This is a genomic window from Cryobacterium sp. TMS1-13-1 (assembly GCF_004403125.1).
GTDB lineage: Bacteria > Actinomycetota > Actinomycetes > Actinomycetales > Microbacteriaceae > Cryobacterium > Cryobacterium levicorallinum.
The window spans coordinates 47,502-72,666 of sequence record NZ_SOGX01000005.1 but is presented as its reverse complement, the minus strand read 5'-3'; the positions used below and the strand labels follow the sequence as shown (position 1 = coordinate 72,666).

Here is a 25,165-nt window from a genome sequence, read left to right as displayed (position 1 = left end):
ATTGCACACCGGCCAGATCCAAAAAAATAATGCTTGCGTCCACGGCGCCGCGGGTGCAGTCTAGTCGTACACCAACTCGTCGCATCGGTAGAGTCGTCGGCATTGCCACACCACCGAAGCGGCGAGTTTCTGTTGGTGCGGACTGTTCGATTTCACCCCGGTGGCTGCTGCCCCAGTACCTCGGCCCGGTGGTTTATGAGCAAACCGAGCAGGAGTGCCTCGCGGGCGTGTAACGCGGGGGTTCCCTGGCCGCGAACGAGGCGGTCGCGAACAAAGGCGAGGCGGGTCGCATCCGCTATGAAATGGCGCATGGCGAGCTGGCGCGAGCGCGGTTGACGCGCGCCCCAGGCCAGAGCCTGACGTCGGCCGGCCCCGGTGCCGAGCATGGAAACCTCGTCCGCGGTAAACCAGCCGGCCCGCGAATATTCGTGCAGCCGTCGCAGGGTGATGCGCGCCTCCTGGCGGCGAAAAAATACCACGATGAGAATAGCGACGATGAACAGCGGCACCTGCACGACGACGTAGTAGATCAGAACGGATGCGTCACCGGCCAGCACAAAGGTGGCACCGTTCCAGAGCGCGTGCAGGCCGATTGCGGGCAGGAGGCCGAGCAGAAAGAATCCGAACGCCCCACTCTTCGAGGCGCCGCGCCGGGCGGCCAGGCCCAAGGCCAGTCCGGTGCAGATGGTGAAGGTGACGTGCGCGAACGGCGAAAAGACTCCACGCAGCAAGAACGTGGCCCCCAGGTCCTGCGCGCCTCCGTCGGCCAGGGCCAGGCCAAAGTACTGAATATTCTCGGAGAAGGCAAAGCCAGCGGCGATGGTGGCGGCATACACGACGCCGTCGAGCGGACCGTCAAAATGCCGACGCACCGCCCAGAACAAGACCAGAACGCCGAACCCCTTGGCGATTTCCTCGACCAGGGGCGCCTGAATAACAGCGGATGCGAAATCACTCCCGGCGAGTGCCCCCGAGCTCGCCGCAATCGTGATCTGCACCCCGAGGTCGAAGACGAGCGCGCTGGCGATGGAGATGCCAGCGCCCCAGAGTAAGGCGAAGATGAGGGCCGGGCGCGGCTCCGGGTCCCAGCGGTCGATCCAGCGTACCGCCAGCAGCACGACCGCGAGCGGCAGCAACGCCAGGAGCAGCCCGAGCAGCAGCGCCCCGGTGCCGAGGAACGTGGTCAGATACAAAATGACGGCCAGCAGGGCCAGCCCGGCGAGCACGATTCCGACAACGCCGAGCACGATCGCGCCGGCACGCGAGGGTCGCACCGCCCGGTTCCAGACCGGTTGAACCGGGGTCGGGCTCGCCTGCACGGGAAGGTGTTCGGGGGACGGCTGGCCAGGCGGCTGGTCGAGACTCATTCCTTGAGAATACCGGGACGTTCCCGCCGGCGCTCAGGCGTCGAACATGGTGCCGGCGTTGAGTATACCCAGCGGATCGAACACCGCCTTGAGCTGACGCTGCAGGTTTAGGCTGCGGTCGCCGATCTCATCGCGCAACCACCGGCGCTTGAGTACGCCGACACCGTGTTCGCCGGTGAGGGTGCCGCCCAACGCGAGCGCTGCCCGGAACATTTCGTCGGCCGCCGCCCAAATCTCGTCGGGCACCGGCGCATCCGCTGCCGCACCGAGTTGTCGCTCGATCACGAAGTTGGGGTGCAGGTTTCCGTCGCCGGCGTGGGCGACCGTGGGAATGGGAATCCCCGTGCGGGTACTGATATCGGCGATCGCGGCGAACATCTCGGCCATGCGCGAGCGCGGCACCGACACGTCTTCAATGAGAACCTGGCCCAGCTGCTCAAGGGCCGGGTGCATGGCGCGGCGGATGGCCAGCAGGCGTTCGCCGGAAGCGGCATCCGTTGAGAGGGTGGCCTCGCCGCCGGCTGTGCGCAACACGATGAGGGCGTGCTCGGCTTCGGCGAGCGCAGCCGGCCCGTCGGTCTGCACGAGTAGAAATGCGCCGCGGCCCAGCGGCAACCCGGCCGACCCGTCCGGGCCCAGGTAGGTCGCGACGTGGGCGAGGGCGATCGGGTCGATCAGTTCCATCACGGCGGGACGGATGCGAGCGGCCGTGACGGCAGCGCTCGCTGCGGCCGCCGCGGTGACGGTCTCAAAGACCGCGCCGATGGTGGCGACCGTGCCAGCGGTCAGCGCGCGCACCCGCACCGTTGCCTCGACGATGACGCCGAGGGTTCCCTCCGAGCCGGTCAAAAGTGCGGTGAGGTCGTAGCCGGTGACGCCCTTAATGGTGCGGTGGCCGGTGCGCAGCAGGCTGCCGTCAGCGAGCACGACCACGAGGCCGAGCACGGCCTCCCGGGTGACGCCGTACTTGGCGCAGAGCAGCCCGCCGGCGTTCGTGGCAATGTTGCCGCCGACCGTGGAAATGGCCTTGCTCGCCGGATCGGGCGCGAACCAAAGCTGCTTTTCGGCCAGCACGTCATTGAGGTGCTGGTTGATCACACCCGCTTCAACGACGGCGAGTTCGTCGTCGGCATTGATTTCGAGGATGCGGTTCAGGCCGGCCACGCTCAGCACGATCGAGCCGTCGGTGCCGCAGGCTCCCCCGGACAGGCCGGTGCCGGCCCCGCGGGTCACCACCGGCACCCGAAACTCGGTTGCGATGCGCAGCACCGCCTGCACCTGGTCTACCTCGGTCGCGCGCACGATGGCCAGCGGTGTGCCGTCGGCGACCCAGCCAGACTTGTCGGTGCGGCTGGCCGCAAGGTCAAGCGGGTCGATGCTGACGATGTCGCCAAGCTCGGTCTGGAGGCGCGTCAGTGCGTTCATCCGTTCAGCCTAGTGAGCCGCACGATGTCTGATTTTCGCTACCGGTGCTCGTGCTGGCGTGGCAGGCTGATGGGGTGAACCGCTCAGCTGCTGCCACCGCCGACCCGCCAATGGCCGACCGGTTCTTCGCCGAGCGCTACCGGGCCATGTCCTCCCGCGACGCCCGGTTCGATGGCCAGTTCATCACCGGCGTGCACACGACCGGTATCTACTGCCGACCGAGCTGCCCGGCCACGACTCCCAAGCCAGGCAATGTGTCGTTCTACCTCACCGCGGCGGCCGCGCACGAGGCTGGTCTGCGAGCCTGCAAGCGCTGCCTGCCCGACGCCGTGCCCGGCTCACCGGCCTGGAACATGCGCGACGACCTGGCCGCCCGAGCGATGCGGCTGATCTCGGACGGCATCGTGGAGCGGAACGGCGTTCCGGGGCTCGCAGCCAGCCTCGGCTACACGGCCCGACATCTGACCCGGGTACTGGTAGCCGAACTCGGCGCCGGACCACTCGCCCTGGCCCGCGCCCACCGCGCGCAGACCGCCCGCCTGCTGCTGTTGAACACGGAGCTGTCGATCACCGACGTCGCGTTCGCGGCCGGTTTTGGCAGCGTGCGCCAGTTCAACGACACCGTCGCCGCCGTGTACGAGCGCACGCCCTCCGAGCTGCGCGCGGCGAGGCGAGGCGTGCCGGGGCCGCTCCCCCGGGATGACCACGCCGGGACCAGGATTCTGCTCCAGCTTCCGGCCCGGGCGCCGTTCGACGGCGCCGGCGTGCTGCGCTTTCTCGCCACCCGCGCCCTGCCCGGCGTCGAGTCCGCCACCGACACGAGCTACGCCCGCACCGTGCGCCTGCCGCACGGGACGGCAGTGGTGGAGGTGACCCGGTCGGGGACGGATGCTGCCCCCGCGGTTTCCTGCAGCATCCGGCTGTCCCCTCTGGCGGATCAGGCGCATCTCGCCGACCTGGCACCGCTGGTCAGCCGGGTGCGGCGCCTGTTCGACCTCGACGCTGACGCGCCGGCCATCGACGCCCAGCTCGCCGCCGATCCCGCGCTCGCCGCCTCGGTGGCACGGACGCCCGGTCTGCGCGTACCGGGTAGCATGGACGCCGAGGAGACCCTGTTTCGGGCGCTGATCGGTCAGCAGGTGTCGGTCGCGGGAGCGCGCACGGCGCTCGCCCGGCTGGCCGACGCGCTGGGCGAGCGGCTGCCGGGACCGAGCGGCGACCTGTGCCTGCTCTTTCCGACGGCGGCTCAGATCAGAGCCGGCGGGCGGGCGGTGCTGCGTGGGCCGGGCGCCCGGATCAACACGATTTTGCGCGTAGCCGAGCTGCTGGCGTCGGGCGAACTCGCGCCCTCATTCGGGCAGACGCGGGCCGAGCTCGAAGCTAGCTTGGTGGCGCTGCCCGGAATCGGCCCGTGGACGGCCGGGTACGTGGCGATGCGGGTGCTCGGCAGCCCGGACATTCTGCTGACCAGCGACCTGGCCCTGCGGCAGGGTGCCGGCCGGCTCGGCCTGTCAATCGAACCGCGCGCGCTCGCGGCGCGCGGCGCGGATTGGGCGCCGTGGCGCAGCTACGCGGGAATGCATCTCTGGCGGGCGGCCGGGGCGATACCTCCCATGTCCCCCGTTTCCTCCAAGCGGATCGAATGAGGGTTGGCGTACCCCACAGGGCGAGCCGACGCCCGGGCCGCTAGCCTAGAAGAGTGAAATTTGCGCATCTCAGAGTTGACGGTCATTCCGTTCCCCGATTGGCCGTGGTCTTTGACGACGCGGCTCTGTTCCTCGACGACGTCATGGACGACGCGCCGCGCGACCTGCAAGACCTGCTGGAACGCGGCGATGCCGGCTACGAACACGTGCGGGCGATCAGCCTGGACGCTGTTTCAGGTGGGGCGGTACTGACCCCGGTCGACGAGCTGCGGCACTCCTCCGCCGTGCTGCGCCCGCCGCAGATTATCGCCATCGGCGCCAACTACGCCGCGCACTCCTCCGAGCTCAGCTTGCGCCTCGAAACCGCCGCGACCGTGTTTTCGCTCTGGCCCAACTCGCTCACCGGACACGGCTCGACCATCACCTGGCCGCGCGACCTGACCAAACAGGTCGACTACGAGGCGGAACTCGGCGTGATCATCGGCCGTCCGGCCCGCAACGTGACGGTCGCCAACGCCCTCGACTACGTCTTCGGTTACACCGTCGTGAACGACATCACCGCGCGCGACCTGCAATTCTCCGAAGCGCAGTGGTCGCGCTGCAAGTCCTTCGACGGCTTCACCCCGACCGGCCCGCTCGTCGTCACCGCCGACGAGATCGGTGACCCGCAGGACCTGTGGCTGACCACCCACGTCGACGGCCGCATCCTGCAGGATGCCTCGAGCGGCGACATGGTGCGCACCGTCGCCGAGATCATTTCCTACCTGTCGAAGACGTCGACCCTGCTGCCGGGCACGCTTATCTCCACCGGGAGCCCGGGCGGCGCCGGGTACAGCCGCAAGCCTCCCATCTTTCTGCGCGACGGCTCGACGGTGACCATCTCGATCGACAAGATCGGCATGCTCACGACGCACTGCCGCGAGATTTAGCCGCCCGCAGGCATCCGCTCGAGAAAGCGGATGCCGCCGCTCGGTTCACCGACCGGTCAGGGGCGTGGCGCGTCACGACCGTCGCTGGCGAGGAGGTCGTCTTCGACGGTGCCGCCGTAGCCTTCCTGCTGCGGGTCGCGGTGTAACCCGCCGGACACCGCGTATTCCTCCTCGGGTGAGAGCACGAGGCGCTTGCGCCCCCACAGTGCAAAGGCCGCGAGCATGACGACGTAGACCACGGCGATGGCCACGATCGCCGGCCGAGCCGGTTCATTGATGAAGAACCCGAAGAAGATGGCCAGCGAGAGGATGCCGGCGATGACCGCTCCGGGGACACCCCACGGACTGCGGTACGGTCGGCGGGCATTGGGGAACTTCTTGCGCAACAGAACGAACGACACCATCTGCAGCACGTAGGCGATCACGGCGCCCCAGACGGCGATGTTCAGCACGATGGCCCCAGCGACGCCGCCGGAGCCGCCCAGCGCGTCGACCAGCACGAGTGCCACGAAGCCGATGATCGCACCGACCAGCAGGGCGATGGCCGGGGTTTGGCGTTTTCCGGTGAGCGAGAGGAACTTCGGATAGTAGCCCGCTCGGGAGAGCGAATACATATTGCGTCCGTAGGCGAACATGATCCCCTGCAGCGACGCCAGCAGCCCGATCAACGCGAACAGTGCCAGCACGGCCGCCACGCCGTCGCCGACGATCGCCCGGAACCCGTCGAGCAACGGCTCGCCCGAACCGGCAATTTCCGACGCACCAACCACTCCCGTGTTCAGGAACAGCACGAGCAACCCGGTCACGATCAGGGTCGAGCGAGCAATGAATCCGGCCCGGGGAATATCCCGCACCGGATTGTGCGATTCTTCGGCGGCCAACGGCAGTTCCTCGATGCCGAGGAAGAACCACATGGCATAGGGCAGGGCGAACAGGATGGGGATGATGCCGTGCGGCAGGAACGCGCTCTGGCCGACATCCGGCGCGATATTGAACAGGTTGTCCCAGCTGAACAGGCCGGAGAGGGCGGCCATGGCCGAGAACACCAGCAGGATGGCGATCGAAATGATCGCGACCACGATGGCGAATTTGAACGAGATCGCGGCCCCGGCAGCGTTTAGTGCGATGAACGCGGCGTAGAGCAGCAACCACCAGAGCCAGGGCGGCAGTGAGACGCCGAGCAGTTCCGTGGTGATGAAGTCGGCGTAGGAGGCCGAGAAGTAGACGATGACGGCGGTGGTCGCGACGTACTCGATTGTTTCTGCGAGTCCCGTGACGAATCCGCCCAAGGGCCCCATCGCCGCTCTGGCGAAGGAGTAGGCACCGCCGGTGTGCGGCATGGCTGCCGCCATCTCGCCGATGCTGAAAATCATGCCGTAATACATGACGATGAGAAGCAGGAAGGCGATGAGCATCCCGCCGAAACCGGCAAATCCGATGCCGAAGTTCCAGCCGGAGAAGTCGCCGGAGATAACGGCGGCCACCGCCAATCCCCATAGGCCCCAAATGCCGGCACTGCGTTTGAGCTTGCGTTTCTCGAAGTATCCCGCCTTCGCGGTGGTGTATTTCACGCCCGAAACTTTCAAGGTGTCTTTGGACATCCGTATTTCCTTTGCGCTCTTGTGCGCGCCCGGTCGGTAAACAGACGCGAAACACCTTCGGCCGGTGAGCACTAGTTCAGTGAGATTGGCACGATGGTATGGCCTGGAATGGTGCGGTGTATATACCTTTGAATAAATGAAATCTGCTCAGTGTAGGCACATTGGCCTTCCCTGCACGGCTGGGTCTGTGGTCTAATGGTTGAAAATCGCACGATTGCCGGCTTTGACCGACTCGTTTCGTTTGACCGGCTCCAAGGAGAAGCTCAATGATCACCCGTACCGGAAACCTCACCTTGGACGAGCTGACCGCGCGGGTTGCGCGTGGCGAGATCGATACGGTGATCGTCGCGTTCACCGACATGCAGGGGCGGCTGGTGGGCAAGCGTCTCTCGGCACGGCTGTTCCTGGAGGATGCCGCGGCGCACGGTGCTGAGTGCTGCAACTATCTGCTCGCCGTCGACGTGGAGATGAACACGGTCGAGGGTTACGCCATGTCGAGCTGGGGCCGCGGCTACGGCGATATGGCGATGCGGCCCGACCTTGACACCCTCCGTCTGGCTCCGTGGCTGCCCGGAACCGCCCTGGTCACCGCCGACCTGTACTGGCCGGACGACACCCCCGTGGTCGCCTCGCCGCGGCAGATTCTGCGCCGGCAGCTCGACCGGCTGGCCGCACACGGCTTCCTCCCCTTTTGCGCGACCGAGCTGGAATTCATCGTGTTCGACGATGGCTACCGCGATGCCTGGCAGAAGGGCTATCGGGGCCTGACCCCGGCCAGCGATTACAACATCGACTACTCGCTGCAGGCATCCGCTCGAATGGAGCCGTTGCTGCGGGAGATCCGTCTGGCCATGGACGGCGCCGGAATGTATTGCGAGGGCGTCAAGGGTGAGTGCAACCTCGGTCAGCAGGAGATCGGGTTTCGCTACGCCACGGCCCTGGCCACCTGCGACAACCACTCCATCTATAAGAGCGGTGCCAAAGAGATCGCGGATGCACAGGGCAAGAGCATCACCTTCATGGCCAAGTACAACGAGCGCGAGGGCAACAGCTGCCATATCCATATCAGTCTGCAGCGCCCCGGCGGCGAATCAGCGTTTTATCAAGCGGATGCCGAGAACGGCATGTCGCCCGTGTTCCGACAGTTTGTGGCCGGACAGCTCGCGGTGATGCGCGAACTCACCCTCTTTTTTGCCCCCAATATCAACTCCTATAAGCGCTACGTGCCCGGTAGTTTCGCCCCGACCGCGCTCGGCTGGGGCTTCGACAACCGCACCTGTGCCCTGCGCGTGGTCGGGCATGGCCCAGGTATCCGGGTGGAGAACCGGGTGCCCGGCGGCGACGTCAACCAGTATCTCGCCGTCGCCGCCCTGATCGCGGCCGGTCTCTACGGCATCGAGCACGAGCTCGAACTGGAGCCGGCCTTCGAAGGCAACGCCTACACCAGCGACCTGCCGCGGGTGCCCTCGACCCTGCGCGAAGCGGCCGACCTGTTCACCGGGTCGGCTATCGCCCGGGAGGCCTTCGGCGACGAGGTCGTCGAGCACTACGCCAACAACGCCCGCATCGAGGTGACGGCCTTCGACGCCGCCGTGACTGATTGGGAGCGGGTGCGCGGCTTTGAACGCCTCTGAAACTCCCGGACCGATTATCGGTCTGACCACCTATCTGGAACAGGCCCAGACCGGGGTGTGGGACGTGCCGGCCGCGATCCTGCCGCGGGTGTACTTCGATGCGGTCACGAGCGCCGGCGGGATCGCCGTACTGCTGCCGCCGCAGCCGGTGAATGCCGCCGTCGCCCGGCGGGTGCTCGACGGGCTCGACGGCCTGATCATCACCGGCGGCAAAGACGTCGACCCGGCCCGGTACGGGCAGGCGCCGCACGCACAGACCGACGAACCCCGGCCCGACCGCGACACCTGGGAAGATCTGCTGCTGCACGAGGCCATCGCCCGCAAACTTCCGTTTCTGGGCATCTGTCGCGGCGCCCAACTGCTCAACGTCGCCCTCGGCGGCAGTCTGCACCAGCATCTGCCCGATCTGGTCGGCGACACCAGCTACCAGGCGGGCGGCGGCGTGTTCAACGTCGTCGACGTCGTGATCGAACCGCACACGACCCTCAGCACACTGCTCGATGGCCAGACCCTGCTGCCGGCGGTGCCGGTGTATCACCACCAGTCCATCGACCGGGTCGCCGACGGCCTCACGGTGACGGCGAATACGGATGCCGGCATCGTGCAGGCGATCGAACTGCCTACGGTTCCGTTCGGGGTGGCCGTGCAGTGGCATCCGGAGCAGTCGCCCGATGACCTGCGCCTGTTCAGCGGGCTCATTGCAGCCGCCACCGAATACCGGGCGGCCCACATTGAAGGAGCAACCCCGTGAGCAGTTACACCATCGTCAATCCGGCCGACGAGTCGACCGCCGAGACCATCGAGCACGTCGGTGTGGACGAAACCGACGAGGCCGTCGCCCGGGCGGTCGCGGCCCAGAAGCTGTGGGCGGCCGTGGCTCCGGCCGACAAGGCCCGAATGCTGCGCCGATTCGCCGCCGCTGTCGACGGCGACCGAGAGAACCTGGCCGGCCTCGAGGTGCGCAACTCGGGGCATCCGATCACGCAGGCCCGTTGGGAGGCCGGGCACGTGCGCGACGTGCTCGAGTATTATTCGGCGGCACCCGAGCGCCTGTTCGGACAGCAGATTCCGGTCTCCGGCGGCATCAACCTCACCTTTCACGAGCCGCTCGGCGTGGTGGGAGTGATCACGCCGTGGAACTTTCCGATGACGATCGGTGCGTGGGGTTTCGCGCCGGCCCTCGCGGCCGGCAACGCCGTGCTGCTGAAACCGGCCGAGTGGACCCCGCTCTCCAGCCTGCGGCTCGGTGAACTGGCCCTCGAAGCCGGACTGCCCGATGGGCTGTTCCAGGTGCTGCCCGGGCGCGGTTCCGTCGTCGGAAACCGCTTCGTCACCCACCCCGACGTACGCAAAATCGTCTTCACCGGATCGACCGCAGTCGGCAAGCAGATCATGGCCGGCTGCGCGGAGCAGGTGAAACGCGTCACCCTGGAACTCGGCGGCAAGAGCGCCAACATTGTCTTCGCCGACGCCGACCTCGAACGGGCCGCCGCCGCCGCGCCGTCCGGCGTGTTCGAGAACGCCGGCCAGGATTGCTGCGCCCGCAGCCGCATCCTGGTGCAGGCGAGCCAGTTCGACCGCTTTCTGGAGCTGCTCGAACCGGCCGTCGCCGCGGTGCAGGTCGGCGACCCGACCGACCCGGCCACCGAAATGGGACCGCTCGTGTCCCGCCAGCATCACGCCGCGGTGTCCGCCTATCTGCCAGTGGATGCTCCGGTGGCGTTTCGCGGCCACGCCCCGACCGGCCCCGGATTCTGGGTCGCACCAACCGTGCTCACCCCGGCAAGCCGCACCGATCGCTGTGTCACCGACGAGATCTTCGGCCCGGTCGTGGTGGTGCTGCCCTTCGATGACGAAGCCGACGCGGTGCGACTGGCCAACGACACCCAGTACGGGCTGTCCGGCTCGATCTGGACCCGCGATGTCGGCCGGGCCCTTCGCGTGGCGCGCGGTGTCGAATCCGGCAATCTGTCGGTCAACTCGCACTCCTCGGTGCGCTACTCAACCCCGTTTGGCGGGTTCAAGCAGTCGGGGCTCGGACGTGAGCTGGGGCCGGATGCCCCGCTGAACTTCACCGATACCAAGAACGTTTTCATCGCGGTCGACTAGCGCAGCACCCGCGCGAAGCATCCGCTTGTCTGAGATTGAAGGAGAAAATCGTGAGCAGCATCGCTCGAATGGACCTGACCCAGCGTCTGGCCGGCAAGGTCGCCGTCATCACCGGCGGGGCCAGCGGTATCGGGCTGGCCACGGCGAAACGGTTTGCCGCCGAGGGGGCGACGGTCGTGATCGGCGACCTCGACGAAACCGCCGGGCAGGCGGCCGCCGCGCTGGTCGGCGGGCTGTTCGTGAAGGTCAACGTCACCGATCAGGAGGAGGTGAACCACCTGTTCGACACCGCCTTCGATACCTACGGCTCGGTGGATGTGGCGTTCAACAACGCCGGTATTTCCCCGCCCAACGACGATTCTATTGAAACAACCGAGCTGCCGGCCTGGCAGAACGTGCAGGACGTCAACCTCAAGTCGGTGTATCTGTGCTGCCGGGCGGCGCTTCGCCACATGGTCAGGCAGGGCAGCGGATCGATCATCAACACGGCGAGTTTCGTGGCGGTGCTGGGTTCGGCGACGAGCCAGATCTCCTACACCGCCTCGAAGGGCGGGGTACTGGCGATGAGCCGTGAACTCGGCGTGCAGTTCGCCCGCCAGGGCATTCGGGTGAACGCGCTCTGCCCCGGCCCGGTGAACACTCCGCTGTTGCAGGAGTTGTTCGCGAAAGACCCGGCACGTGCCGCAAGGCGGCTCGTGCATATTCCGGTCGGCCGGTTCGCCGAGCCCGAGGAACTCGCGGCAGCGGTGGCCTTTCTGGCGAGCGATGATTCCTCGTTCATCACCGGCTCGACCTTTCTGGTCGACGGCGGTATCAGCTCGGCCTACGTCACCCCAGAATAATGGCCGACCCGCCCGTAGTCAGTGGCCTCGACAGCGGTCTGCTGCTGCGCCCGGTGCCGGGCGGGAACGCCTTCGAGGAGACCGTGCAGCGGCTGCTGCAGACGGTGCGACTGGGCTTGGTCGCGCCCGGGGAACGGTTGCCCGCCGAACGGGATTTGGCCGCGCAGTTGAACGTCAGCCGGGACACGCTGCGCGACGCGATCGCCTCCCTCGCCGAGGCTGGCTATCTGGTGTCCCGGCGTGGACGCTACGGCGGCACCTTCGTCACCGCGGTAATTCCCGCTTCGCCCGGCCCCGACGGTGCCGCGCCGGCGCCCGGTTCCGCCGAAATCGACGATGTGCTGACGCTGCGCGACATTCTCGAGGTCGGCGCCGCCCGGGCCGCCGCCAGCCGGGTGCTGCCGGCGGCGGAGCGCGAACTGCTCTGGGCCAGCCTCGGTGCGGTGCGGGAAGCCAGCGCCGAGGACTACCGAAGGCTCGATGCTCGCCTGCACCTTTATATCGGGGAGTTGGCCGGGTCGCCGTCGCTCGTGCCGCTGCTGGCCGACGTGCGGATGCGGGTCAACGATCTGCTCGACGCCATCCCGTTGCTGAGCCCGAATATCGCCCACTCCGACGCGCAGCACGAACAGATTGTGCTGGCGATCCTGTCCGGTCGGGCAGGTGCCGCCGGCCAAGCGATGCGTGAGCATTTGACCGGGACAGCGCTGCTGCTGCGCGGCTTTCTCGAGTAGCCGCGCCGCGGCATCCGCTTGTCGGATAACTCAGCCGATGAGCAGCTCGACCGGGCCGCGCACGAAGTAGAGCACGAAGCCGACGGCGACGACCCAGAGCAGCGGGCTGATCTCACGCGCCTTGCCGGACAGGCTGCGCACGAGCACCCAGCTGATGAAGCCGGCGCCGATGCCGTTGGCGATCGAGTAGGTCAGCGGCATCACGATGATGGTGAGGAAGATCGGCAGGGTGCTGGAGAATTCGGTGAAGTCGAGGTGCCGAATCTGCGACACCATGAGCGCTCCGACGATGACGAGGGCGGCTGCGGCCACCTCGAGTGGCACGATCTGGGTCAGCGGCGTGAAGAACATGGCGGCCAGAAAGAGGATGCCGGTGATCACGTTGGCGACGCCGGTGCGGGCTCCCTCGCCGATGCCGGCACCGGACTCGATGAACACGGTGTTCGAGGAGGCGCTCGTCGCACCGCCGGCGACGGCCCCGATGCCCTCGACGATCAGGGCGGATTTCAGCCGCGGAAACTTGCCGTCCTTGTCGGCGAGGCCGGCTTCACTGGCCAGGCCGGTCATGGTGCCCATGGCGTCGAAGAAGTTCGTGAAGACGAGGGTGAAGACCAGCATCACGGCGGCGAGCATGCCGATGCGTTCGAACGCGCCGAAGGAGACCTCGCCGATCAGGCCGAGGTCAGGCACGGCGACGACGCTCGTCGGCAGCACCGGGGCGTTGAGGTTCCAGCCGGCCGGGTTCGTACCGAACGAAGGCCCGACCTTGAAGATGGCTTCCAGGATGACGGCGACGATGGTGGTCGCGACGATGCCGATCAGCAGGGCGGCCTTGACCTTGCGGGCCAGCAGCACGCCCATAAAGATGAGCCCGATCACGAAGACCGCGGTCGGCAGGGTGGCGATCGAGCCGGCATCGCCGAGCTGCACCGGCGGCGAGTTGGCGCCGCTGGCGCGCACGAAGCCGGAGTCGACCAGTCCGATGAACGCGATAAACAGGCCGATGCCGACCGTGATGGCGATTTTCAGAGGGCGCGGGATGGCGTTGAAGATGAGTTCGCGCAGGCCGGTGGAGGCGAGCAGCACGATGATGAGGCCGTTGATGACGACTAGGCCCATCGCTTCGGCCCAGGTGACCTGGCCGACGACGCTCACGGCGAGGAAGGAGTTGATGCCGAGGCCGGCAGCGAAGCCGTAGGGCAGGCGGGCAATGACGCCGAACAGGATGGTCATGACGCCGGCGGTCAGCGCGGTGACGGCGGCGACCTGCTCGTTGGGCAGCCAGCCACCCTCGACGTCGACGGCGGCCTGGTCGGCGCTGAACCCGCCGAGAATTAGTGGGTTCAGAATGACGATGTAGGCCATCGTGACGAAGGTGACGACTCCCCCGCGGAATTCACGGGACCAGGTGGAGCCGCGGCTGGTGATCTCAAAATAGGAGTCGATGCGGGCCTTGAGGCTACGCGATGCCGGCTGCGGCGATGAAACTTGAGTGGGTGATTCAGTGCTGCTAATGGTGTACTCCCGGTGCCGTGGCTCTAACGCAAGGTTCCAGTCTACGACCGGGCCGCCGCTGGCTTAGACGTGCGGCACAAACCGACCCCAGGCCAAACGTCGTTCCCGGTGCGGGTCGGATTCGATCGTGTCGTCCCGATCGATGATGAGCGTCTCTCTGGCACCCTCTTCATACCGCGGCCACTCGGACGATGGCACCCCGTCGAGCACGAAGCCGAGCCACCAGCCCTGCATTCTGGTTCCAATGTCCTGAAAGGCGCGGCGCCCACCGAGGGCCGTCATGCCGCGGCCGAACCAGCCATCGAGGCGGTCGAACAGTGGAAACAGTTCGAGGCCGTGCGTGGCGTCGAGGCCCATCAGCCGCAGCAGGCGGGGAGCAGCATCGAAGCGGTAGAAGTACACCGGCGCATACCGGGAATGCCGCTCGGCGACCTTCACGCTCGGATACCAGAAGGAGTAGTCACCCCCAAAATCGAGCGCGGCCCGCAACGCCGGAATGCCCGGATACTGTGCCTTGAGCGCCTTCTTCGCCTTCTTCTTGGTTTTCTTGAAGATTGTGCGGATGCGCGCCGGCGTGGTGGCGAGAATGTCGATGCGACCGCTGAACAGCGAACCCTCCCGCGCATTGGTGCCGATGATCAACGGGATGCGCGCGGCCCGGCCGTCACGAAAGGCATCGAGCGGCCGCTCCGGCAGAAAATCGCCGTCGATGACCGGGCAGAGCGGAATCGTGCCCGGATCCTGGTCCGGCGTACGCACGGTCAGCGCGGTGGTCGCGGCGGCGAGCACGTCCGGGTTAACGGTGAGCAGCAGGCTGGCCGCTTGTTCGTCGCTGTAATCTGCGGGGCCGCGCTGCAGGCTGTCCACGAATTCGCCAGCCCAGCGCGCGGTGAGCTCACTCGGATAGACCGCGTTCGGCGGAGCGCTCTGCGCGATGGCCCGGTGGAACAGGCCGGCCGCGCTCGGCACCGTCATCAACGTGGTGACGGCATTGCCGCCGGCCGACTCGCCGAACAGGGTGACGGCATCCGGGTCCCCGCCGAACGCGCGAATGTTGTCCCGCACCCACCGCAGGGCTGCGACCTGGTCGCGCAGTCCCAAATTGCTCTCAAACGGATGCTCCGGCGTGGCAAACCGGGAAAAGTCCAGATACCCGAGGGCGCCCAGTCGGTAGTTGAGGCTGACGTAGACGATACCACCGCCGCGTACCAGTCCCTCACCCTGGCGCGGAACCTCGCGGCTGGATCCGACGCTGTAGGCCCCGCCATGGATGAACACCATGACCGGTCGCAGTTGCGCGCCGGAGCGCAACCGGTCATCGGGGGCGATCACGTTGAGATTGAGGCAGTCTTCGCCCTGCGGAATGCGCGGGTGGGCGCCGCGAAACTGGCCCTTGTGGCTTTGCGGGGCGATCAGGCCCCACTGGCTCGCGTCGCGCACGCCGGTCCAGGCCGAGGCTGGCCGCGGGGCGCGAAAGCGCAGATCGCCCACCGGAGCCGCCGCGTAGGGAATGCCGCGCCAGGCGAGCACGCCGCGTTCACGCACGCCGCGGAGCAGTCCGGTGGCCACTCGCACCTCGAGACCCTGATTGGTGGTCTGATCAGCGAGCTGGCTCATGGGCTCGAGTCTATTGCTGCGCAGGCTACGCTCAAACCTGATCACGGAACAGAAGAAACGAGAACGACATGGCACTGCCCTGGACCCTGCACGGTGACGGAAAAACGGTCGGCGCGCAGGAGGTCGTCGGCCCGGGCGAACGACTGAGCTGGCCGTTGACCATCGGAATCGGCTCCCAGCACGTCGTCGCCATGTTCGGCGCAACCTTTCTGGTGCCGCTGCTCACCGACTTTCCGCCCAGCACGACTTTGCTGTTCTCCGGTATTGGAACCCTGCTGTTTCTGCTGATCACCGGCAATAAACTGCCGAGTTATCTCGGCTCATCGTTCGCGTTCATCGCGCCGATCACCGCGGCAACGGCCTCGGCCGGCATGGGCAGTGCCCTGTTCGGAATTTTGGTCGTCGGAGCGCTGCTCGCGCTCGTCGGGGTGATCGTGCAGCTCACCGGCACCGGCTGGATCGACCGGCTGATGCCGCCGATCGTGTCGGGCGCCATTGTCGCCCTGATCGGGTTCAACCTGGCCCCGGTCGACAAAGCCAACTTCGACAAGGCACCGCTCACCGCGCTGATCACCCTCGTCGCGGTCATTTTGTGCACGGTGCTGTTTCGCGGCATCCTGGGTCGGCTGTCGATCTTTCTCGGCGTGCTCGTCGGCTACGTCGCGGCCGTCTTCTTCGGCGAGGTCGACTTCAGCCGGGTCGCCGAGGCCGCCTGGATCGGCCTGCCGCCGTTCACCGCCCCGGCCAACCCGTTCGAGAACCCGGCCGCCGTGTTCGGGGTGCTTCCCGCCTTCCTGCCGGTCGTGCTCGTACTCATCGCCGAGAACGTCGGCCACATCAAGGGTGTGGCCCAAATGACGGATGCGAAGGTGAACCGGCTCACCGGGCGCGCCCTGCTCGCCGACGGGCTGGCCACCATGCTCGCCGGCTTCGGCGGCGGCAGCGGCACCACGACCTACGGCGAGAACATCGGCGTGATGGCGGCGACGCGCATTTATTCCACGGCGGCCTATTGGGTCGCCGGAATCTTCGCGATCCTGCTCGGTCTCTCCCCCAAGGTCGGTGCGATCATCTTCACGATTCCCGACGGGGTGCTCGGCGGCGTCACCACCGCGCTGTACGGGCTGATCGGCGTCATCGGCGTGAAGATCTGGCTCGACAACAAGGTCGACTTCTCCAAGCCGGTCAACCAGTTCACGGCGGCGACAGCGCTCATTATCGGCATCGCCGACTTCACGCTGAACGCCGGCACCCTCAGCTTCAACGGCATCGCGCTCGGCACGGTCGCGGCCATCGTGATCTACCACCTGATGACCTGGCTCGGGCGCCTGCGCCAGACCGCCTAGCGCCCCTGAAATCGGGGCCCAGGCCCCGACCGAATTGCAGGGGCTGCGCGTGCACAGGTTACGCGTGCAGAGTTAGATGTGCAGGACGGGCACGATCAGGTAAACGCCGTAGAGCACGGCGGCCGCGCACAGGGTGAAACAGACGTAGCCGGCGTAGAGGGCCAACCGCTTCTGGGCATCCGACAGCGGGTTCGCCGCGGCAGCCTTGCGCGCTCGCTTGACCTGCTTCGAGGCCTTCTTGGGGCTCAGCACGGTAATCGCGCCGGTGAACTCGTACGGCTCGACCAGGGGGATGCGGCCGGCCGTGGTGAGCAGGCGCAGACCGAGCGAGTAGAGGCTCACCACCAGTGCCGCCGAGACGAGCGACGCAGTGGAGACGATGAGGAAAGCCGCCCAGTCGATCACAGCGACACCTTCCTGCGGTCGGAACGAGTGGGGCGACGCGGCGTTTTCCTGATCCTGACCACCCGGCCGGCATCATCGATGTCGTTGAGCAGAGTGTGGTGAGTGACCCGATTGCGCCGAGACCAGCGGAACAGGGCCATGATCACGATGGTGCCAATTACCATGTCCAGCACGATGCCGATCGGGCCGAGCAAGGCCAGCCCGGCCGCGAAAGCACCCATGATGGCCGAGGCCGGCAACGTCATAGCCCAGCCGAGCGCGATGCGCCCGGCCATGCCCCAGCGAATCGTCGAGCCACGGCGGCCGAGCCCGGAGCCGATCACCGAACCGGAGGCGACCTGGGTGGTGGAGAGTGCGAAGCCGAGGTGGCTCGAGGCCAGGACGGTCGCGGCGGTGCTGGTTTCGGCGGCAAAGCCCTGCGCTGGCTTGATCTCGGTCAATCCGGTACCCATGGTTCGGATGATGCGCCAGCCGCCGGTGTAGGTGCCGATCGCGATCGCCAGCGCGCAGGCGGCGATCACCCAGAACGTTGGCCCGCTGCCAACGGCCTGAAATCCACCGGCGATCAGGGTCAGGGTAATCACGCCCATCGTCTTCTGCGCATCGTTGGTACCGTGGGCCAGAGCTACGAGCGAGGAGGAGAAGATTTGCGCGTAGCGAAAGCCGCCGCGCCCGTCGGGCTGACCGACGTCCCGGCGAGTGATCCTATAGGCGAGGCGGGTGGCGACGAGGGCGATGACGCCGGCGATCACGGGCGCGATCAGGGCGGGCAGAATGACCTTCGCGGCGACAACGTTGTAGTCGATGGCCTGGGTGCCGACACCGATGATGGTGGCGCCGATCAGACCGCCGAACAGGGCATGGCTGGAGCTCGACGGCAGCCCCATTAGCCAGGTGACCAGGTTCCAGACAATTGCGCCGATCAGACCGGCGAAGATCAGCTCGGGGGTGATCAGCACCCCGCCGTCGCCCTCCTTGATGATGCCGCCCGAGATTGTGCGGGCGACCTCGGTCGACAGGAATGCCCCGACCAGGTTGAGAATCGCAGCGACACCGACGGCGACCTTGGGTTTCATGGCACCGGTCGCGATCGGGGTGGCCATGGCGTTCGCCGTGTCGTGAAAGCCGTTGGTGAAGTCGAAGATGAGGGCCAGGGCGATGACCAGCACGATAATGAGGCTGAAATCAGGCACGGGACACCACGCTCTCCAGGTCGGCGCCGAAGGTGAAAGTGGCGCGTACGGACACACCATTGAGAACACCGGGCAGCCAATGGCGGGCGTCATCCCACATCTCATCGACCGGCAGGGTCGCCACGTCGAACCAGAGGGGGTTCAGCTCGTTGGATTCCCGCGGTGTTCCCGACCACTCCTCGCAGACGAAGACGGTCGACTCCTGGCTCCACTCCTCGCGGTGGGGAAACAGGTAGGTGAGCAGCCCCAGTTCGGTGAGAGCGGATGCCGCCACCACGAGACCCGACTCCTCCTCGATTTCGCGCACCGCAGCATCCACTGCGGTTTCGCCGCTTTCGAGCTTGCCACCCAGCCCGACGATGTTTCCCATGCCGAGGCCTTTCTTCTTGCGCCCCAGCAGGACCTGTCGGTTGCCTTCGGCAGATAGTCGAGTGAGGTAGCACACGCATACCTGGGGCAAAGTCATTGCCTCATCTTAATGCTTGTTGAACCGAAGGCGCGTGGAGCTGGTTGGGAGGCAGCTCGGATAAGCTCCGAACATGGACTTTCTACCAGCTACCGGAACCATCACCATGTTCACGACCGACTGGTGTGGTTACTGCAAACGATTGAAGAAGCAGCTCGACAGCGTCGGAATCGGCTACACCGAGGTGAATATCGAACGGGTTGACGGCACGTCGGAGCTCGTCATGAGCCTCAACAACGGCAACCAAACCGTGCCGACGATTTTGTACCCCGACGGCTCAGCGGCGACGAATCCGTCGCTGGCACAGGTTCAGGCCAAACTCGCCTGACCTGACCTGCGCGAGCCCGCGCGGCTAACCGAACAGTACGGCGGCCTCGTCGTAGCGGGCCGGTGAGACGCGCTTGAGACCGATGGTGGCGGCGGCGATGCTCACGACGACGATCTCGGTGCCGCGCAGTGACACCATCGAGCCCCACTGCGAATTGTGGATCGCGTCGACGGCGGCCATGCCGAGTCGGGTGGCGAGCACGCGGTCGTATGCCGAGGGGGCGCCGCCGCGCTGGGTGTGACCGAGCACGGTCGCTCGGCTCTCGATGCCGGTGCGTTCTTCGATCAGCGGCGCGATGACCTCACTGATTCCGCCGAGGCGGGGACGGCTGAAGGCGTCCAGCCCCTTGGTGGAGTGCGCCTCCTCCATCCCTGTGAGCAGGAAGCCCTCGGAGACCACGATGACGGGGGCCCGGCCGCGGTCGCGCACGTGCTCGACCCAGTTGCAAATCTGTTCGATCGACTTCGGCTGTTCCGGAATGAGGATGGCGTGGGCGCCGCCGGCCATGCCGGAGTGCAGGGCGATCCACCCGACGTGGCGTCCCATCACCTCGACCACCATGCAGCGGCCGTGGGATTCGGCGGTGGTGCGCAGCCGGTCGATGGCTTCGGTGGCGATTTCGACGGCCGTGTTGAAACCGAAGGAATAGTCCGTGGCTTCGAGGTCGTTGTCGATGGTCTTGGGCACGCCGACGATATTGAGGCCAGCCTCGGTCAGGCGATGCGCGGCGGTGAGCGTGCCCTCTCCACCGATGGCGATCACGGCGTCGATGCCGTTCTCATCGAGCGTGCGCTGGATGTTCTCCGGTCCGCCGTTCTCACCCTCGAACGGGTTCGTACGGGAACTGCCCAAAATGGTGCCGCCCTGGCGAGAGAGCCCGCGAACGCTGTGCCGGTCGAGCGGCATGAATTCGCTCTGCACCAGGCCGCGCCACCCGTTGCGAATTCCGACGAACTCGAAATCGTGCGTGCGCACGCCCTTGAGCACAGCGCCGCGAATGACCGCGTTGAGTCCGGGGCAGTCGCCGCCGCTGGTAAGGATGCCGATCTTCATTGCTGGCCGATCTTGGTAGCTGGGCGAATCCGGTCGATTGATCATGACGCAACGCGCGCTACCAATCAATGTCAGAACAAGCGCATCAACGATGCACGCTTGACAATCATGCTGCCTGACCGGGCACGGCTCAAATCGCATCCGGCCCGGTCCGTCGCGCACGGCCTTATAGTTTTCCGTCGAGGGCCTGGGTGAGCAGGTAGATCAGAGCACTCTCCTGCACCGAATCGGCCGCGGCGTACTCTTCCTGCGAACCGTCCAGCGCTCGAGCCGCCAGGCCCTGCTTGCTTCCGATCAGGTCGGCAATGCGGGCGTCGATGGTGTGCGCGGCGATGATGCGCCAGGCGGTGACCGGCTCATCCTGCCCGATGCGGTGCACCCGGTCGATGGCCTGGGTCTGCTCGGCCGCGGTCCAGCTGAGCTCGGCCAGCACAACGTTCGACGCGGCCTGGAGGTTGACGCCGACGCCAGCCGCGGTGAGGGAACAGACCGCGATCGCAACGTCGGGGTCGTTGTTGAAGGAGTCGATCGCTGCCTGCCGGGCAAGCGCGCTCTGGTCGCCGCGCAGCGACACCGTTTTCAGGTCACGCTTGGCGAAGATCTCCTCCGCGGTGTCCATGACATCGATGTGCTTGGCGAAGAACACGACCTTACCGACCGACCGGGCCAGCTGGGCCGCGTAGTCGGCTGCGAGACCGGCCTTGGCCTGACCGATTTTGCGCACCATCGTGAATACGTTTTCACCGGTGTTCTGGCCCTTGGAATCTTCGAGTTCGGCGTGCGCGACGGCGCGAATGTAGGCATCCCGCTGGTCCTCATCGGGAACGGCCGGGCCGCCAGAGCCGGTGTGCCGGGCCGCGACGAGTGCGCGGTACCGGATGACCAGCCGGGCACCGAGTTCCCGTTCGGCCTGGCGGATGGAGCGGCCGAGGTCGTCGTCGAGCTCGACAGGGAGGTCGGCGATGCGCTTGGCCGGCAGGTCGGCGGCGACGTCGATCTTGCGGCGACGCACGATGCCCATGTCGATCACGGCGGCTCGAGCTTCCTTGTAAAAGCCCATGTCGGCGGGCGTGAGGCCCGTCTCTTCGAGGCGTTTCAGAAGTGCGGGGGCCGGCTTGTCGCCGTCGATCCAGCCGAGGAACTGCCAGATGGCCCGAAAGTCGTCGACGTCGTTGATCAGGGGCGTTCCGGTCAGGGCCATCAGCAGCGGGTTGCCGCCCGGGGTACGGCGGCGAATCTGGTCGGCCAGCGAGAGTACGTGCTTGGAGCGCTGGGAGGCGAGGTTCTTGATGAAGTGGGCCTCGTCGACGACCATGCCCTTGAAACCGAGGGTGCCCAGCCAGGCCAGGTGCCGGTCGAGCACGTCGTAGTTGACGACGACCACGTCGGCGAAGGCGTCCAGGCTGTCACCATCCCCGTGGATCACGGTGGCACGCCGGTTCGGCGTCCACATTTCCACTTCACGGGCCCAGTTCATTTTGACGACGTTGGGCACGATGGCCAGCAGCGGGTAAGCGTTGGCAACGGATGCTGCCAGCAGGCTCTGCGCCGTCTTGCCGAGGCCCGGCTCATCGGCGAGCAGATAGCTGCGGTGGCCCAGACGAGCACTCTCGATGAACCGTGCCTGGTGCCGCATCAGCTCCATGCCGTTCGGCGACAGTCGGTCAAGCTTGGGGGCTTCCGGCATGTCCATGCTGGCGGCCTGGCCGCCCGAACCGTACTCGAACGATTTGAACAGGGGACCGAGTAGTTCCCAATTGGCCAGCCGGCGTGGGTGCACGATCGGCTGGGCTGCTGCACTGAAGTCGGGGGCGAGGAACGGGTTGGCCAGCTGCCGGGCCTTGACCGACTGCGGGACGACCTGGTTCTGCAGCACGACCGGTTTGGCTTCGGGTTCGCGGGTGATGATGAGTTCGTCCGGACTCAGTTCGGCACCGGATTCAAGCAGCCAGTCCCGGCGAAAACGCTGCGCGACGGTGGAGACGCCGGCATCGGGTTCGAGCAGGGTGATCAGGCTGGTATCGCGAGCCGCGGTCTTGGCCAGAATCTGGGCAATGCCGTCGAGGCGTTTGAGCAGCTCGGCCCGATTGGCGTCGGAGAGCTCCTTATCGCCCTTGACCCTGGCGCGTTCCTCGCGCATGAGCAGGGCGATGACCTGATACTTGGTGCGGTTGGTCGGCCCGAGCTTGGTACCGGACTGCGCCTTCGCCTCGACCTCCCGCACCTTGCGGGCGAGAATCGGGATTATCGGCGCGTCGTCGTCACGCGAACGCGGGTGGGCCCGATTGCGGGTGACACCGCCGCGGCCGAGGTTGTTCCGGCTGCCCGAGGCATCGGTGCGGGTATAAGCCATTGTTCTCCACTCAAAAGGAGCACGGTACGGGTACCGGCTGTATCCGTCCACGCGAGCCGTTCACGGCATCCAGCTGTTGCCGGAACGCTGCAGCCCGCCAATCGTTCTGATGAGTTCTCAGGAACAAACGATTCACGAAACACAGCACGGGTCGCGATCTTCACACAAAACTCGCGGTCAAGCGGAGGCTGTCGCAGCGGTGGTGCCGTCGAATCACGCACCTCTACAGGTACTGATTCAACGAGTACGGCCATCGCCGGCGAGCGCACAGTAGAGACCTGACCCGGTTCTCTCAACGCGCTAGTAGTCTACGCCCCCGTTCAATTCTTGCGAACCGGCACCTTGGTGCGCAGGCCGACGGCGATGAAAATGATCGCGGCGATGAACTGGGCCGAGACCCAGCCCTGACCGCTGAGGTCGAGAATCACGACAGGGTTCCACAGAATCGCCATCGGCACGAGGCCGATCAGCCAGTACCAGGACCGCGCCTGCAGCACGAAGACGCAGATTATGAGCGCAAGGATGCTGACGGCGTAGCGGATGATGATGAAGCTCTCGCTGTCCAGCAGGGCTAGGCCGGCGAGCAGGGCGATCGCCCCCAGCAGACCCGGTGCGAGGGCAGAGCGGGTGAAGGTCGGTTCGACTGGCGTGCCCATCAGACGCCCCCTCCCCCGCCGCCGCCGCCTCCGCCGCCGGAGAACCCGCCGCCACCGCCGCCCGCGGTCGACGAGCTGGAGGCGCTGCCCGACCACGACGCGGCAGAGGACGCCGAGAAGCTGCTGATAGCACCGGCGAACAGCGCGGCCTGGAACATTCCCGTTCCCAAATACCAGTCGGGCTGGGTGCCGCTCTCCCCGTAATACCCACCCAGTACCTTCGACCATTCCTTCTCCTGGCCGAACAAGACGGCCAGCGGCAGTACGCGCTCGTAGAGTTTCACGATCTGAACGGAGGGGGCATCCGCTGTGGTGGTGGCTCTGGTCAGATCGGGACGACCGTTCTCCGGCCGGTAGACCGACCGCACGGCCCCCTCCGGACTCTGCAGAACACGAAGTCGATCGGCTTCGGCAAGACCTATATACAACTTGACGCCTTTCAAATAGTCACGCAGTTCAGCGCCGCTGTCGGTGAGCGGTCGCAGATTTCCGGCACAAACGAAGGTGACCACCGCGGTGGTGATGCCCAGCACGATGAACAGCAGCGGCCAGAAACCGCCCACGACGGTGATGACGGCCCCGAGACTCGCCACTCCGGCGGCCAGGGTGCTCACGCTGACCAGCAGGAACAGCCAGACCCGCAGCCCATCGTTTTGCTTTTCCCTTACGCCCAGCCGCAGCGATTCGGCGCGGGTCGCCAGCCGTTCCTTCTGCAGGGCCTTACTGAGCGAAACGCTCTTCTTCTTCAGGTCGCGCTGGTCGCCGGGCCGCAAGCCGGGAAAAAGTTTGCCGAGAATGCGGCTTTCGGTCTCATCGACGCCGTCGGCGTGCACGAATTCCAGCAGAAAGTGATTTTTTTTGTCGTCGGCATCGAGAATGCGCACGTTACCGCGCACGGCGAAGCTGATGAATTGTGCGGCCATCGCCTTGGCTGCGGCACCGACAACGTCACCGGAGGTGAGCAGATTCACGCCCCGCGGCGGAAGGTATTCGGCGATCATGGTGAACCGGCCCGGCGCAGCGCGCCAGCGGGTGGCCCGCAGGATTCCGGCGACGAGCGCCGTCAGCAGCCCGAAAATCGCCGCGACCAGAGCGATGCCCGGCCAGGCGTTGGCGGCGAAGGAGTCGTCGCGGGGCACGAAGGTGCCCGGCTCGAACTGCACCACGACCGTGAGATTCTCCCGCGCCCCCAGATCGGTGGCCGTCGCCGACACGGTCGGTTCAGCGGCCGATCCGGTCAAGCGGATGCCGTCACACGGCTGGTCCGTGCGCTCCGCTCCCTGATAGCAGAACACGTCCGCCGCCAGGTGGTCCACCAGCTCCGGATCGACGCGCACCGTCGCGGTCACCAGGCCGAAGCTCTGGTCCCAGCCGGTGCCGTTGACGTCCCAGTAGAACTCCTCGGTGTTCGCGTCGGAGGGGTACAGGACCACGTTGGACTGGTGATAACTGATCACGTAGGTCGCTACGCCGTGCACGAATTCGTCGGTGGCAATCGTCACGTCGAGAAATTCCTGGTCACGGTCTTCACTCGTGGTGTCGGTGTCGAACGAACGCGGCGTGCCGTTTTCGTCGGTGACGCTGTCGATCACGATGTCGGTGGGGTGGCCCTCATACCGGGTGGGGATGGCCCGGCGGATGCCGTGGTTCTGGTCGGTGTCGGGAAACCGGGCGACAACCGTTTCCACGGTCGTGAGGGTGGACCGACCGTCGTCATCCCGGGCCAGTTCATACTCGGCGTCGAAGGAGTCAAAGCTGAAGTCGTTGACGTCCTGACGAACGGTCAGGGCGGGCACTGCGGCCTGCGCGGGTGGAGCCGCTGCGAGAACGACTCCGCCGATGACAGCACCGATCATCGCGGCACCGACGACCAGCCCACCGAGAGTCAGGACACGTGCGGGGCGAACCGATCGGAGCATGAGTCCACTCTACCGAGCCGCACTGAG

21 protein-coding genes are annotated in these 25,165 nt (G+C 66.3%); 9 read left to right on the top strand and 12 right to left on the bottom strand.

The genetic code is table 11. From position 1 onward, the window contains the following. Nucleotides 1–152: 152 nt before the first annotated feature. Complete coding sequence (locus tag E3T31_RS04180) at nt 153–1,367, bottom strand: PrsW family intramembrane metalloprotease (RefSeq protein ID WP_134467615.1); 1,215 nt, start codon at nt 1,365–1,367, stop codon at nt 153–155. A 33-nt stretch (nt 1,368–1,400) separates the two neighbouring features. Next, nucleotides 1,401–2,792, bottom strand: coding sequence for an FAD-binding oxidoreductase (locus E3T31_RS04175; RefSeq protein WP_134467614.1), 1,392 nt, complete (start codon nt 2,790–2,792; stop codon nt 1,401–1,403). 110 nt (nt 2,793–2,902) lie between these two features. On the opposite strand from E3T31_RS04175, the gene E3T31_RS04170 reads away from it, so the two are divergent. Then, nucleotides 2,903–4,438 (top strand): AlkA N-terminal domain-containing protein, encoded by a 1,536-nt coding sequence (locus E3T31_RS04170; protein ID WP_134467698.1) that lies wholly within the window; start codon nt 2,903–2,905, stop codon nt 4,436–4,438. A gap of 53 nt (nt 4,439–4,491) precedes the next feature. After that, nucleotides 4,492–5,367: a fumarylacetoacetate hydrolase family protein gene (locus E3T31_RS04165; RefSeq protein ID WP_241977647.1), complete on the top strand. Its 876-nt coding sequence runs from the start codon at nt 4,492–4,494 to the stop codon at nt 5,365–5,367. Between the two features lie 56 nt (nt 5,368–5,423). Here the strand turns inward: E3T31_RS04165 and E3T31_RS04160 are convergent, their stop codons facing one another. Beyond that, nucleotides 5,424–6,968: an amino acid permease gene (locus E3T31_RS04160; RefSeq protein ID WP_134467613.1), complete on the bottom strand. Its 1,545-nt coding sequence runs from the start codon at nt 6,966–6,968 to the stop codon at nt 5,424–5,426. Nucleotides 6,969–7,234: 266 nt separating this feature from the next. Here E3T31_RS04160 and E3T31_RS04155 point away from each other — a divergent pair, with 266 nt between their 5' ends. From E3T31_RS04155 to E3T31_RS04135, 5 genes are all read left to right on the top strand, one after another. Continuing rightward, nucleotides 7,235–8,602 (top strand): glutamine synthetase family protein, encoded by a 1,368-nt coding sequence (locus tag E3T31_RS04155; protein ID WP_134467612.1) that lies wholly within the window; start codon nt 7,235–7,237, stop codon nt 8,600–8,602. Then, complete coding sequence (locus E3T31_RS04150) at nt 8,589–9,353, top strand: gamma-glutamyl-gamma-aminobutyrate hydrolase family protein (RefSeq protein WP_198416969.1); 765 nt, start codon at nt 8,589–8,591, stop codon at nt 9,351–9,353. The genes E3T31_RS04155 and E3T31_RS04150 overlap by 14 nt, the downstream gene beginning before the upstream one ends. Before the next feature lie 11 nt (nt 9,354–9,364). Continuing rightward, the gene (locus E3T31_RS04145) at nt 9,365–10,711 is read left to right on the top strand and encodes an aldehyde dehydrogenase (protein WP_370304289.1); all 1,347 of its coding nucleotides are present in this window, start codon (nt 9,365–9,367) and stop codon (nt 10,709–10,711) included. A 68-nt stretch (nt 10,712–10,779) separates the two neighbouring features. Continuing rightward, nucleotides 10,780–11,553, top strand: coding sequence for a 3-oxoacyl-ACP reductase (locus tag E3T31_RS04140; protein WP_134467696.1), 774 nt, complete (start codon nt 10,780–10,782; stop codon nt 11,551–11,553). Next, nucleotides 11,553–12,287: a FadR/GntR family transcriptional regulator gene (locus tag E3T31_RS04135; protein WP_134467609.1), complete on the top strand. Its 735-nt coding sequence runs from the start codon at nt 11,553–11,555 to the stop codon at nt 12,285–12,287. The genes E3T31_RS04140 and E3T31_RS04135 overlap by 1 nt, the downstream gene beginning before the upstream one ends. 30 nt (nt 12,288–12,317) lie before the next feature. Here E3T31_RS04135 and E3T31_RS04130 read toward each other — a convergent pair whose 3' ends face one another. Next, a complete protein-coding gene (locus tag E3T31_RS04130) occupies nt 12,318–13,802 on the bottom strand; it encodes an NCS2 family permease (RefSeq protein ID WP_134467608.1) in 1,485 nt (494 codons plus the stop codon). 63 nt (nt 13,803–13,865) lie between these two features. Beyond that, nucleotides 13,866–15,419, bottom strand: coding sequence for a carboxylesterase/lipase family protein (locus E3T31_RS04125; RefSeq protein ID WP_134467607.1), 1,554 nt, complete (start codon nt 15,417–15,419; stop codon nt 13,866–13,868). Nucleotides 15,420–15,487: 68 nt separating this feature from the next. Between E3T31_RS04125 and E3T31_RS04120 the strand changes: the two genes are divergently transcribed. Continuing rightward, on the top strand, nt 15,488–16,765 hold the full coding sequence (locus E3T31_RS04120; RefSeq protein WP_134467606.1) for a uracil-xanthine permease family protein: 1,278 nt from the start codon (nt 15,488–15,490) through the stop codon (nt 16,763–16,765). 72 nt (nt 16,766–16,837) lie between these two features. On the opposite strand, the gene E3T31_RS04115 is transcribed toward E3T31_RS04120, so the two are convergent. From E3T31_RS04115 to E3T31_RS04105, 3 genes are read right to left on the bottom strand one after another with little or no spacing between them, the layout of a single operon-like run. After that, nucleotides 16,838–17,170 carry a peptidase gene (locus E3T31_RS04115; protein ID WP_134467605.1) on the bottom strand — a complete coding sequence of 111 codons (333 nt, stop codon included), beginning with the start codon at nt 17,168–17,170 and terminating at the stop codon, nt 16,838–16,840. Next, complete coding sequence (locus tag E3T31_RS04110) at nt 17,167–18,363, bottom strand: inorganic phosphate transporter (protein WP_241977645.1); 1,197 nt, start codon at nt 18,361–18,363, stop codon at nt 17,167–17,169. Before E3T31_RS04110 ends, E3T31_RS04115 begins: the two co-directional genes overlap by 4 nt. Beyond that, nucleotides 18,356–18,829 (bottom strand): 8-oxo-dGTP diphosphatase, encoded by a 474-nt coding sequence (locus E3T31_RS04105; RefSeq protein WP_134467604.1) that lies wholly within the window; start codon nt 18,827–18,829, stop codon nt 18,356–18,358. Before E3T31_RS04105 ends, E3T31_RS04110 begins: the two co-directional genes overlap by 8 nt. Before the next feature lie 73 nt (nt 18,830–18,902). Here E3T31_RS04105 and E3T31_RS04100 point away from each other — a divergent pair, with 73 nt between their 5' ends. Beyond that, entirely contained in the window at nt 18,903–19,157 is a 255-nt protein-coding gene (locus E3T31_RS04100; protein WP_092450016.1) for a mycoredoxin, read from the top strand. A 24-nt stretch (nt 19,158–19,181) separates the two neighbouring features. Here E3T31_RS04100 and E3T31_RS04095 read toward each other — a convergent pair whose 3' ends face one another. From E3T31_RS04095 to E3T31_RS17645, 4 genes are all read right to left on the bottom strand, one after another. Beyond that, on the bottom strand, nt 19,182–20,210 hold the full coding sequence (locus tag E3T31_RS04095) for a 6-phosphofructokinase (RefSeq protein WP_134467603.1): 1,029 nt from the start codon (nt 20,208–20,210) through the stop codon (nt 19,182–19,184). 166 nt (nt 20,211–20,376) lie between these two features. Beyond that, entirely contained in the window at nt 20,377–22,563 is a 2,187-nt protein-coding gene (locus E3T31_RS04090; protein WP_134467602.1) for a DEAD/DEAH box helicase, read from the bottom strand. Nucleotides 22,564–22,883: 320 nt separating this feature from the next. Further along, complete coding sequence (locus E3T31_RS04085) at nt 22,884–23,219, bottom strand: DUF6804 family protein (protein ID WP_241977644.1); 336 nt, start codon at nt 23,217–23,219, stop codon at nt 22,884–22,886. Next, nucleotides 23,219–25,138 carry a DUF2207 domain-containing protein gene (locus E3T31_RS17645; protein ID WP_166788380.1) on the bottom strand — a complete coding sequence of 640 codons (1,920 nt, stop codon included), beginning with the start codon at nt 25,136–25,138 and terminating at the stop codon, nt 23,219–23,221. The genes E3T31_RS04085 and E3T31_RS17645 overlap by 1 nt, the downstream gene beginning before the upstream one ends. Nucleotides 25,139–25,165 lie beyond the last annotated feature (27 nt).